The 12,162-nt window shown below is 35.1% G+C and carries 13 protein-coding genes; 2 read left to right on the top strand and 11 right to left on the bottom strand.

The window, feature by feature from the left end:
* Nucleotides 1–427 precede the first annotated feature (427 nt).
* Entirely contained in the window at nt 428–628 is a 201-nt protein-coding gene (locus tag ACTQ5K_RS22095; RefSeq protein WP_031536527.1) for an IDEAL domain-containing protein, read from the bottom strand.
* 174 nt (nt 629–802) lie between these two features.
* Here ACTQ5K_RS22095 and ACTQ5K_RS22090 point away from each other — a divergent pair, with 174 nt between their 5' ends.
* Nucleotides 803–1,630, top strand: coding sequence for a Cof-type HAD-IIB family hydrolase (locus ACTQ5K_RS22090; protein WP_349204554.1), 828 nt, complete (start codon nt 803–805; stop codon nt 1,628–1,630).
* A gap of 115 nt (nt 1,631–1,745) precedes the next feature.
* Here ACTQ5K_RS22090 and ACTQ5K_RS22085 read toward each other — a convergent pair whose 3' ends face one another.
* From ACTQ5K_RS22085 to ACTQ5K_RS22075, 3 genes are all read right to left on the bottom strand, one after another.
* Nucleotides 1,746–1,985: a hypothetical protein gene (locus ACTQ5K_RS22085; RefSeq protein ID WP_031536529.1), complete on the bottom strand. Its 240-nt coding sequence runs from the start codon at nt 1,983–1,985 to the stop codon at nt 1,746–1,748.
* A 32-nt stretch (nt 1,986–2,017) separates the two neighbouring features.
* Nucleotides 2,018–3,091 carry a branched-chain amino acid aminotransferase gene (locus ACTQ5K_RS22080; RefSeq protein ID WP_235251591.1) on the bottom strand — a complete coding sequence of 358 codons (1,074 nt, stop codon included), beginning with the start codon at nt 3,089–3,091 and terminating at the stop codon, nt 2,018–2,020.
* A gap of 217 nt (nt 3,092–3,308) precedes the next feature.
* Nucleotides 3,309–3,440, bottom strand: coding sequence for a hypothetical protein (locus ACTQ5K_RS22075; protein ID WP_268817856.1), 132 nt, complete (start codon nt 3,438–3,440; stop codon nt 3,309–3,311).
* Between the two features lie 380 nt (nt 3,441–3,820).
* Here ACTQ5K_RS22075 and ACTQ5K_RS22070 point away from each other — a divergent pair, with 380 nt between their 5' ends.
* Nucleotides 3,821–4,951, top strand: coding sequence for a CAP-associated domain-containing protein (locus ACTQ5K_RS22070; RefSeq protein WP_235251590.1), 1,131 nt, complete (start codon nt 3,821–3,823; stop codon nt 4,949–4,951).
* Between the two features lie 402 nt (nt 4,952–5,353).
* Here ACTQ5K_RS22070 and ACTQ5K_RS22065 read toward each other — a convergent pair whose 3' ends face one another.
* From ACTQ5K_RS22065 to ACTQ5K_RS22035, 7 genes are all read right to left on the bottom strand, one after another.
* Complete coding sequence (locus ACTQ5K_RS22065) at nt 5,354–6,265, bottom strand: AEC family transporter (RefSeq protein WP_031536532.1); 912 nt, start codon at nt 6,263–6,265, stop codon at nt 5,354–5,356.
* A 159-nt stretch (nt 6,266–6,424) separates the two neighbouring features.
* Nucleotides 6,425–7,687: an L-lactate MFS transporter gene (locus ACTQ5K_RS22060; protein ID WP_441994295.1), complete on the bottom strand. Its 1,263-nt coding sequence runs from the start codon at nt 7,685–7,687 to the stop codon at nt 6,425–6,427.
* A gap of 280 nt (nt 7,688–7,967) precedes the next feature.
* Complete coding sequence (purT, locus tag ACTQ5K_RS22055; RefSeq protein ID WP_031536535.1) at nt 7,968–9,149, bottom strand: formate-dependent phosphoribosylglycinamide formyltransferase; 1,182 nt, start codon at nt 9,147–9,149, stop codon at nt 7,968–7,970.
* A gap of 302 nt (nt 9,150–9,451) precedes the next feature.
* Nucleotides 9,452–10,786, bottom strand: a complete 1,335-nt coding sequence (locus ACTQ5K_RS22050) for an allantoinase (RefSeq protein WP_031536536.1) — start codon at nt 10,784–10,786, stop codon at nt 9,452–9,454.
* Nucleotides 10,787–10,792: 6 nt separating this feature from the next.
* Nucleotides 10,793–11,134 carry a hydroxyisourate hydrolase gene (gene uraH, locus ACTQ5K_RS22045; protein WP_031536537.1) on the bottom strand — a complete coding sequence of 114 codons (342 nt, stop codon included), beginning with the start codon at nt 11,132–11,134 and terminating at the stop codon, nt 10,793–10,795.
* Between the two features lie 2 nt (nt 11,135–11,136).
* Nucleotides 11,137–11,655: a 2-oxo-4-hydroxy-4-carboxy-5-ureidoimidazoline decarboxylase gene (gene uraD, locus ACTQ5K_RS22040; protein ID WP_235251588.1), complete on the bottom strand. Its 519-nt coding sequence runs from the start codon at nt 11,653–11,655 to the stop codon at nt 11,137–11,139.
* A gap of 27 nt (nt 11,656–11,682) precedes the next feature.
* The gene (locus ACTQ5K_RS22035; protein ID WP_235251587.1) at nt 11,683–12,162 is read right to left on the bottom strand and encodes a (2Fe-2S)-binding protein; all 480 of its coding nucleotides are present in this window, start codon (nt 12,160–12,162) and stop codon (nt 11,683–11,685) included.

Raw genomic sequence — 12,162 nt, 5'->3', positions numbered from 1 at the left:
AAAAAACGAAATTTTGATAAAAGAAAACATTTAGAAAACGGATACAAAATTAGAAGTTTTACTTTATAAAAAGGGAGCTATAAAAAACTCCCACAAAAACTTGACTCAATCCATAAGAAATAGCTTGCCAAACTTCTAGAAACTATGTTATATTAATCAAGCGATGAGCTATATTGAATAAGTCAATGAACATTATTGCGCTATGTGGAGCGTAGTTTATTGCCTCAATACGTAGGACACATTTGTAGTGTCCCTAACTGCCGATAAACTTTTGTTTATTGGCAGTTTTTATTTTTATATGTCCATACAAAAAGCTATCCTTTTTTTGCAGGGAAAAACCTCACTGATTTATCTGAGTGAAAATACAGTGAGGCATCCCATTTAGGATAGCTGTTATGTTTATTACAAATATAATTTATTACGATTATTATGCGGTTAATTCCTTTAACTCTTCTGTTAAACGATAAAATTGTTCCTTGTCACCAGCAATTAATGTTTTGTCAATTTGTTTTTTTAGCTCAGCTTTTCGAAAGTCGTAAAGGGCTTTTTCTAATACCATTTCAGCGAATAAAGAATCAACTACATTTCCTACAGACTGTTTTGGAGCATTTAATAAATACTTTTCCATTTGAATCAACCCCTTGTTCTTTTTTACATTATAGCAGTAATTTTCTGATAATTCAAATACTTTTTTCGAGGAAATTTATTCCTTTTAAAACTTTTATAAAAAAGTGGATTTATGTATAGGCTATTGTCTCTTTTTCATGTATTCTTGATAGAGGTTAGGAAAGGGGAGTTCAAAATGAGTTATAAAATGATCGTATTAGATATGGATGATACTTTATTAACAGATAACCATACTATCTCAGATGCAACAAAAAAAGCTTTAATGCTAGTACAAGAAAATGGCGTTAAGGTGGTCCTTGCATCTGGAAGACCAACATATGCTATCGAAGATGCTGCAGAAGAGTTGAGGCTTGCTGAATATGGGAGTTTTATTCTTTCTTTTAATGGTGCAAAAATAACAAATTGTAAAACGAAAGAAGAACTATTTAGTAGTACATTACCACCAGAAACCGTTCATGATCTTTATGATTTAAGCCAAAGGGAAAATGTGTGGATTCATACTTATATGGAGGATGAAATCATTACACAACAGAATAATCCATTCACTGAAATCGAAGCAGATATTACCGGCTTACCTATTAAGACAGTTTCCGATTTCAAACAAACTGTTTCCTCTCCTGTCGTAAAGGTATTAATGGTGAAAGAAGAAGAGCATCTTAAAGTAGTAGAAGCAAAGCTACAACAAGAGTTAGCAGAACATTTAAGTGTCATGCGCTCTAAACCATTTTTCCTTGAATTTACGGAATTAGGAGTTACTAAAGGGACAAGCCTCGCCATTCTCATTGAAAAACTGGGCATTACAAGAGAAGAAGTCATTGCTATTGGTGATAGTTATAATGATGTAGCGATGATTGAATTTGCTGGCCTTGGTGTTGCGATGGGAAATGCCCCTGATGATGTAAAGGCGCTTGCTAATTACGTGACAGATACTAATAATAACGATGGTGTTGCAAAAGTTATCCATACTTTTATTCTAGACCCTGTTACTACCAAGTTAGTGTAATTATATTGTTTGATATAATTTTATCTTTCAGTAAAAATAACAAAGGAGTATACCTAATCAGAATAGGTATACTCCTTTTAACATAGCAATTACTTATATCCACTAATTTCGTTACTCACTCTTCCTCGTCTGGATCATTAAAAACTTTTATCGTTTTAAAAGCCAAGTTCACTTTAAAATGAAGATTCCAATTACTACGAAGGACCTCTATCTCATGGTCTTGAACAGCAACACACAAAACAACATCTCCATCCCAATCCATTAATACATATTCATTTTGGTTTGAGAATAATTTATAGTCTTTATGTGCTATTAAATTCCAGCCAAAATTTAGCGTGTGGCTTTTATTAGACATTAAGATGCTCCTTTATTTTCCTTGTAAAGGAATTATTTCACTTCAACTGTCCAGCCGAATGGATCTTCTTGTCTTCCATTTTGGATATCTGTGATTGTCTTATATAAATTCGATGCCAATTCTCCTGTTTCTCCATTATTTATGATTATTTTTTCTTCGTTCCAGAAGAATTCACCAATTGGAGAGATAACAGCAGCTGTTCCTGTACCGAATGCTTCTTCTAATTGACCGTTTTTATGGGCTTCAAAAATTTCAGCAATCGAAATTTTTCTTTCTGTAATAGGAATATTCCAATGCTGAAGAAGCTCCATAATACTTCTTCTTGTTACCCCCTCTAAAATGCTTCCATTTAACTGAGGTGTGACTACTTCTCCGTTAATCTTGAAGAATACGTTCATTGCGCCAACTTCTTCAATATATTTCTTTTCTACTCCATCTAACCAAAGAACTTGAGAGTAGCCTTTTTCATTAGCAATTTGTTGTGCTTTTAAGCTTGCTGCATAGTTACCAGCTGTTTTTGCTGACCCAGTACCACCTGCAACTGCACGTACATATTCATTTTCAACGAAGATTTTTACTGGTTTAACGCCTTCTTTATAATACGAACCTACTGGTGATAAAATGATCATAAATTTATAGCTAACAGATGCTGCTACACCTAAATAAGGCTGAGTAGATATAACGAAAGGTCTTATGTATAAAGAGGTTCCTTCTCCATTTGGAATCCATTCTCTATCGATATTAATTAATTGTTTTAAAGCATTTAAGGCAAACTCTTCATCTATTTCAGGTATACAAAGTCTGTCATTTGATTTATTTAAACGCTCCATATTTTTTTCTGGTCTAAATAAAAGGACTTTGCCTTCTTTCGTTAAATAAGCTTTTAACCCCTCGAAAACTGCTTGTCCGTAGTGGAAAATAACAGAAGCAGGATCTAAAGTAATCGGTTGGTATGGAAGAATTTGTGCATCATGCCATCCTTTATCGACTGAATAATCCATCATAAACATATGGTCAGTAAACACTTTACCAAATACTAATGTTGCTGGATCCGGTTTTGGTTTCTTTTCTTTTGCTAATGTTACAGTGATTGTTTGTTCTGTCACGTTCCATTCTCCTTATCATAAATATTATTTCTATTTATTATAACGCAAAGTTTCTATAGAGAAAGTAATTTTGATAAAAAGTTAGAAATTATTTTGCGTAGCTAAGGAAATGATAAGTAACTTTTTTGAAAAAATTTCCACAAATCAATTTATAGCTGTATTAAAAAAGCCAATAAAAAAACAACCAAATCTACATTATGTAAATTTGGCTGCACTATTAATTCCAATGCTTTGTATCATCTAAAAGTTCATCAATTTCTATGTCGATTAAATTCCATGAGGATATTTCCTGCTCTAAATCAGTTGTGTTTGTTAAAATTTCGTCAATGTCGGTTCTAATTAAATGCATGATTGCCTCCTTTAAAACCGTCTTAATTCTGTCTAGAGATTACGCCTAATATAATTTCCAAGCTGGAAACGGTTATATTTATTATAGCATTTACCCCTGTTTACATATAATAAACCTGCTTTACAAATTGATTACACCTTATAGACAAAATGATGAAATTCTTTATTACAACGAGAAACTATAAGAACATGTTATAATAATCAATACTATCTATTACAATGGATATAATTTTAAGAGGAATTGAGCTATCTCTGTTTCTCTTTCAGTTAATTCGTTAGAAATTAGCTATCTACCTTTAGTTTATCCATTTTCACTTGATTCATTCGTTATGCATGGTCTTCTCTTTGGTTATACTGGTTTGACAACTGGAGGTTATTCAAATGACAAAACTATTAAAATGGGTACTCACCCTTCTTATCATATATGCGGCATATAATTTCTTTATTAAAGAGAGGGAAGATACTGCGATAAATACGGTTTCTGAAGAAATAGAAAATAGTATTAATCAAGAATCTATTACTTCCTTTATTCAGACACTTACAAGAGAATTAAATGGCCTAAAGTCAATTTTTCAGGACGCACAGGACTTTCTCCCAGACTGGAATGTGAAGGAACATTCCGAAGATATTCCTAAACCTGAATTGGAAACACCAAAGGACTATCCATTCTCTATCTATAATATTTCCCTTGGAGATGAGCAACAAAAGGTTGAAAAGTCACTTGGCCATCCGCAACGAGTAACGGAAAATGAATACGGAATTTCTTGGTTTACTTATCATAACAATTATCATAACTTTGTAATGATAGGTTATGATGACAATAATAAAGTAGCGGCTCTATATACAAATCAGGATTTAATTGCTTCTAGTTACGGTATCAAAAAGGGAACGAAGAAAGAACAAGTGTTAGATACATTGGGTGAGCCTTTAACAGAGTTAAGAAAAGGACTGGTTTCTTATAAAATGGCTGAAGATCGTGATTATGAAATGTTTGCTCTCGAAGATTCCTATGTCACTGTTTTTTTTGATAAACATGAAAATAACACTGTTACCGCTCTTCAAATCATCAGCTCTTCCTTAGAAGATAATCGGAAAGATTTTTATGTGGATGGTACTGAGAATCTCAAAGAAGGCTTTGAATATCAATTATTTGATTTAACAAATGCAAGTAGAGTAAATAATAATTTAAATCCTTTAACATGGGATGAAGCAGTAAGAGAAACAGCCCGCAAACACAGTTTAGACATGGCAGAAAATAATTATTTCAGCCATACCAATCTTGAAGGCGAATCACCATTTGATCGGATGCTTAACGATGGAATACACTACAGTATGGCAGGCGAGAATTTAGCTTATGGCCAAAACAGCAGTGTTTTTGCACATGAAGGCTTAATGAATTCAATGGGGCATCGCGAAAATATCTTACAAAAGGATTTTGCATCCTTAGGCGTCGGAGTTGCCTTTAACAACGATGCTCAGCCATACTATACAGAGAATTTCCTTACAAAATGAGGATTGGACAAAAACTAAGTCGTATCATTGAGCTATAGACACTTAGCTTGCCTCTCCATCCACTTCGTTTTAAAAGCTATTTCCTAAAAATATTGATTTTCCTAGAAAAATCAATTAGTTGGAAAAAAGGAGCATCCTGAATTTGCATAAACTCCTGTAAGATCAGCAAGAGGCCCACGGAAAGCAAGTGTATTCAGGATGCTAGAATGATCAACAAACGTGCCTGAAACCGTCTTTTTTAACAATGATAAAAAATGCGAACAGCTATACTTTATTTAGTATAATCGTTCGCATTTATCACTTGCTAAATAATATGATTCCTACCTCATTTTGCGCAATTTTTCAGTTTCTGTTTTCTGTCTCAGGAAATTAATCAACTAGCTATTTACCATTTACCCTCTACTAAATAATTAAATTTCCAATCATCCATATTAAGAAAAAGCTAATCACAATGGATAAATTTGCAGCAGTGCCGACAAAGCGTTGGTTATATTTAAACTCTATGCTATATGGAAGCACACAAGATGCCATTGGTAAGATTAAACAGATTAATATTGTGTAGCGGAACATTTCTTCAGCTGGCCAAAGAAAAAAAGCGAGAAATCCTAATAAGAGACCGGTACCATACCTAATCCCAAGTACTCTTCCAATTCCTTTCCAATACTTCTTGTCAATCGAGAAATTCAAATAGATGCCAAGCAATAATAATGAAAGTGGCATATTTGCTTTCGAAATAGTACCCGTTACATCGATTATTTGATGAGGCAAGTGGATACCTGTAATATTAATGATGAAAATAAAAACATATGTCATCAATGGTATGGATTTTGAAAGCTGCCCTGCTACATGCTTTGCACTAAGTACTGTTCCTTCTTTCGAATAATAACTCCCAATTAAATAACTAATCCCAAAAGTAACGATAGCATTGCCAATATCAAACATGCCGAAATACTTGATTCCTTCCGTCCCCCAAATTCCTTGAACTAAAGGATATGCAAAAATGCCAATATTAAATCCAGGGATGAGCATTCCTAACATCCCTTTTTCCTTATTTTCTTCCTTTCGAAATAAAAAAAGTCCGAAAACACTAATGACTATTCCATAAAATAGGCCAAGGAAAACTAACAAAAGCAAGGAATTCTCAATAATAACATTATGTAAGGTAGAGATAATTAAACAAGGTAAAGTGATATTAAAGATAATCCGAGCTAATCCTTCTCCATCCTTTTCTTTAATAATATTTTTCTGTTTAAAGAAATAACCGATTGCGATGATAATAACCGAATACAAAAATTGGGTATTAAAATTTTCCATTCTCTAATTTCCCCTAACTATTAAGTTACAACTACTAATGAACCTACTATACTACTATTCGGATTGCTTTTAAAGGCTTAGTTTCGAAAAAAAGGATTGGATGCGTGACAAGACAAATAATCTTATCAAACGAATCTAATCCTTTTTAAATGGTTCTATTTAAAAGCTATTGCTTTCACTTACAGTATTATTTATTTCTTTCAATCTGCGAATATCAAGACGAATTAATAATGACACTGCCAGTGATACAATAAACATACAAGAAAATACAAGCAGTGTTCCTTGATAGCTACCTGTCGTATCACGAATCCATGATACGATGCTAGGACCAGCAACACCGGCAGCGGACCAAGCTGTAAGAATGTATCCGTGAATAGCGCCAAGTTGTTTTGTACCAAATAAGTCGCCAATATAGGCTGGTATAGAAGCAAATCCTCCACCGTAACAAGACATAATAATAAATATAATGATTGAAAAAGCAATGTAATGATGCAAATGAGGAAGAGCAAAGAATGCTACTACTTGTATTGCAAAAAATAATGTATATACATTTGGTCTTCCAATATAATCAGAAATAGCAGCCCAAGCAATTCTTCCTGCACCATTGAAAACGCCCATAATACCAACAAGTGTTGCAGCTCCAGCTACAGACATTCCTGCTAATTCTTGGCCCATTGGAGAGGCAACAGCGAGAATGGCAATCCCACATGTAATATTGATAAATAACATAATCCATAATGCCCAAAACCGTTTCGTTTTTACTGCTTCATTTGCTGTTAACTGTGACAAATCTTCTCTTACTTTCATGTGGCCAGCTTCCACAGATTGCTTAAACCCTTTTGGCATATATCCTTTTGGTGGTGCTTCTAAATATTGTGCGGAACAAAGAATAACAACAAAATATACTGCTGCAAGAATATAAAACGTATTAGATATCCCAACCGAATTAATCAAATGATTCATTACCGGACTACTAATCATCGAAGCAAACCCAAATCCCATTATCGCTAATCCTGTTGCTAAACCTCTACGATCCGGAAACCATTTAACCAATGTTGATACAGGAGTAATATAGCCAACACCTAAACCAATTCCTCCAAACATACCGTAAGTGATATAGAGTAATGGTAAAGATTCAATACTTGTTGCAAATCCAGAACCAGCCATCCCTATCCCAAACATGAAGGCGGAAAGTCTGCCAGCAGCACGAGGACCATATTTTTCGACAAAGTGACCGAGAAAAGCTGCAGATAATCCTAAAAATAAGATAGCGATACTAAATGTCCATGAAATATTTGTTAAACTCCAGTTAAATTGAGCTTCAAGCGGCTTTGTAAAAACACTCCAAGCGTATACAGATCCGATTGAAATATGAATCCCAACTGCAGATAATGCAATTAACCAACGATTTTTTGTTTTCATATAAACCATACCCCTATTATATTATTTAGCGTTCTTAACTTTTAACAAAGCTGTTTTCCAAAAGATTGTTGTTTTTTTAATAGAAAATATGAATTAGTTGCCAAAATAGAGCAGCAAGAAATATACTTAGACTCCTGTGGGATTAGCGAGACAGTCCTAAGGCCCTGCAGGAGCGAAGCGACGAAGCGGCTAAAGCGCAAGGCCAACGGAATGTGAAGGGTATTCCGGCTGCGGGCGATAGCAACAAACTATGCGAAAACAGCCATTAACAATAATAGCTTTATTCACTATAAGAAATAGCAAGCGGTTCTGCCGCCTTTCTAACCCCATTTATCGCTAATTCAACCGTTTCATTTGTATGCAATACAACTGCCATTCTTCTTCCTTTTGTTGTTCTCGGCTTACCAAACACACGCACTTGGGTATTTTCGACCGACAATGCATCATTCAAACCAGTAATTAAGTAAGTTTCACTTTCTTTTGTTGCTTTTATAGTCTTGCTAGCACCAGCAGCATATAATTTCACACCAGTAATGGGATAACCAAGAATGGCTCTAACGTGCAAAGCAAATTCAGATAGGTCTTGGGTAATCATTGTAACCATCCCTGTATCATGAGGTCTTGGTGATACTTCACTGAAATATACGCCATTTGCTGTTAAAAATAATTCCACACCAAATAGTCCGTACCCTCCTAGACTATCTGTTATTTTCTTTGCTACCTCCTCTGCCTGTGCTAGTTGGTCAGCTGACATAAAATGAGGCTGCCATGATTCAATATAATCGCCATCCTTTTGTGTGTGACCAATCGGAGGGCAGTAGGTTGTGCCACTAACAGAACGGACTGTTAAAAGAGTTATCTCAGATTCAAAGGAAATAAATTCCTCTACAATGACACGAGTTTTCTTTCCTCTTCCGCCATCTACCGCTTCTTTCCAAGAGGATTCGATATCTTCCGCACTCTGGCAAATGCTTTGACCTTTGCCAGAGGAACTCATGACAGGCTTAATTACACATGGAAATCCAATCTTATGTACTGCTTCTTCCAGTTCTTTTATGTCATTTGCGAAGGCATATTTTGCTGTTGGTATTTTTAGTGTTTCGCTTGCCAATCTTCTAATCCCTTCACGATCCATCGTTAAATAAGTAGCGTTTGCGGTCGGAACTACCGTATAGCCCTCATTTTCTAAATCTAATAGAGTACTAGTCGCGATTGCCTCTATTTCAGGAACAATATAATCAGGCTTTTCTTTTTCGATAAGCCGTTTCAATTGGACACCATCTAGCATATCTACTGTATATGAACGATGTGCCACTTGGCTTGCTGGTGCGTTGTCATAGCGATCAACAGCGATTGTTTCCACTCCTAAGCGCTGTGCTTCAATAATGACCTCTTTCCCTAATTCCCCAGAACCTAATAACATGATTTTTCTTGCTTGTGAAGTATTTGGTGCTCCTACCAAGATGCCAATCCCCCTAAACAAAATAATTATTCCTTTATTCTGCATAATAACGTAAAATCATCCTCTATTCAAGGGTTTTTTCTTCTAATTCCGAACAATTTTAGTTAGGTTGTATAAATAATTCGTATTTTCAACAAAAGTGAAATCGCTATATATATGTAACTCATCCATTCTTTTTATGGACATACAAAAAAAGCATCGGAATATTTCCAATGCTTTTTTTAGGTTGCTTTTCTTTTCTATGAAAATAATTACTCTCTACCTACACTTATAAAGTTTAATTGATTAAGTAGCAAATGGATTTATGTGGTCATTTTGTTGCTGTCAGAAAAATGAGAATAAATGAGTTCTCCCCTACTTATGGTCGCTTTTACTCTGCCTCTATATGTCTTTCCGATATAAGGGCTAATTTTATTTTTGTAATATAAATCTTCCTTTTTCAAGATAAACTTTTCATTTACATCCACTATTGCTATATCAGCATCATATCCTTTCAGAATGCTTCCTTTATTTGGATAGAGACCAAAGCGTCTTGCAGGATTAGTACTTGTAATTTTTGAAATCATTTCTAACGGAATTCCTCTTTGCCAATATCCTTCTTCTAGTAACACAGAAAGCGTTGTTTGACACCCTGAAATACCTCCCCATGCTTCGAGAAGATTTCCCATTTTCATAGAGGGCAAAGATGGGGAGTGATCAGAGCCAATTACATCAATCTCTCCCTTTCTTATAGCCTCCCAAAGATTATCTACTTCCTGCTTTGACCGTAATGGTGGTGCACATTTTGCAGCTGCTCCTAGCTTCTCTAAGTCATCCATTGTTAAAGATAAGTAGTGTGGACAGGTTTCCACACTTATATCAAGCCCTCTTCGTTTTGCTGCTAAAATTGGCTCTAGAACATCTGCGCTGCTGATATGAACAATATGCAGCCTACATTTCGTTGCCTCTGCATAAGCAATGATACGTTGGACTGCTTCTATTTCTGAAAAAATCGGTCGAGCATTCGAAAAAGCTAATGCTATATGGTCACTTTCCCTATTAATCTCCTTTCCTAAAAACTCTGTAATCGTATCACTTTCCGCATGGACAGCTAAAATACTATGTAATTCTGCTATTTTTTTCATCGCCTGTAAAAGTGTGCGATCATCAGCACTTTGAAAGTCATCGATTCCGCTATTGGACATAAACGCTTTAAAGCCAATTACTCCACATTGCAATAGCTTTTCTAGTTCATCTAGATTACCAGGTACAACTCCGCCCCATAACCGATAATCAATCACTGATTTTTCTTTGGCCAACCCATTCTTTAGATGAAATGCTTGTTCTGATGTTGTTGGTGGATGACTGTTTAACGGCATATCAAAGAATAATGTTGCGCCGCCAGCAGCTAAGCTTTTACTACCGGTTTCCAATCCTTCCCACTCACTTCTTCCTGGCTCATTAAAATGCACATGTGAATCAATAATACCAGGAAACAAATATAAGCCTTCTGCATCAATGATTTGTTTTGCTTTAGTTTCCTTGATATGTAATCCTATATCTACTATTTTCCCATCTTTTATCAAGACGTCTGCTTTTGATAATTTCTCCTCATTAACAATTATTCCATTTTTAATTACTAAATCAAATTCACTCAAAATGCTTCAGCTCCCTCGATATGTCTGATATCCCCAACCAGATAATAATAAAGGAATGTGATAATGCTTTTGTGTTTCGTCTGTATAAAAACGAATAGGGATTGTCGTTAAAAAGTTGTTTTTCACTTCTAATCTTTGAAAGTATTCTTTTACAAAAAATACTAATTCATATTCTCCGTTATCCACTTTCTCTAATAATATAGTATCTACTCTGCCATCCTCATTGGTTATTCCCTTTGAAATAAAACTTCTAGCTGAATCTGTTAATTTCCATAATTCTACTTTTATTGATGCTCCTGGTTTTCCTTGTGTTACATCCAATACATGAGTTGTGATTCCAGTTTTCATATTTATGCACCTTGTCCTTTTGTCTCTAGTTTCACGATATCATTTAATCGGAATTTCGAAATGGCAAATATTTGCGTTAAGGCTGTTTGAAATTCTTGCTCTTTTGAATGATTTAATCTGTCCTTCATCGCTTTATAGATGCTGTCCTTTGTATGTCCCTTTACTGCTAATATAAATGGAAAGCCAAATTTTTCGGAATATGCTTTATTTAATGCTGCAAATTCCTGATATTCTTTTTCTGAAAGTGCATCAAGTCCAGCTCCTTTTTGCTCTTTTACAGATGAATCCGTCATTTTCAGCTTTCCTCCTAAATCAGGATGTGCTCGAATTAAGTCCAATTGATCTCCAATAGGAGCCTCTGTTACTGCCTGTACCATCAATTGGTAGAGTACTTGTAGACTGGGAAAGGGGTGATAATCCCAAGTCTTATTGGCAATCCAAGGACTATGCTCAAATATCCAACCGATTTTTTCTATAAACTCTTGTCGATTCATTTCATTGATTTCTTCTATCGAATACATATCCTCATTCCTTCCGTTTAGGCTTGATTAATCTTTTTGTGTTAAAAGATCGACTGCCCGCAAAATCCCTTCATAGCCTGTGCACCGACATAGATTACCAGATAATGCTGTTAGCACTTCTTCTTTAGTTGGTTGTTCCTTGTCATCAAGCAAAGCTTTTAAAGCTATAACCATACCCGGGGTACAATATCCACATTGAAGTGCCCCTGCCTGCAAAAATGCCTCTTGAATTGGATGAAGTTTCTCTTCTGCTAAACTTTCAATCGTAAAAATCTCTGCATCCTCTATTTGATATGCCATGATTAAACAGGAGTTCACCAATTTTCCATTCATAATGACAGAACATGCTCCACATCTTCCTACCTCACAAGCTATTTTCGTTCCTGTCAGAGATAAAGAATCTCGAACAATATCGACTAGACGAGACGTTGGAGAGAGTGATAGTTCTTGTTGTTTTCCGTTGACTTTAAAGCGTGTTACTCTTTCTATTACCTTTTTGCTTTCCAT

Origin of the sequence: Niallia sp. Sow4_A1 (assembly GCF_052116745.1) — a bacterium.
GTDB classification, from domain to species: domain Bacteria; phylum Bacillota; class Bacilli; order Bacillales; family Cytobacillaceae; genus Niallia; species Niallia hominis.
The sequence above is the reverse complement of the archived record's forward strand: the minus strand, read 5'-3'. Positions and strand labels throughout refer to the sequence as shown.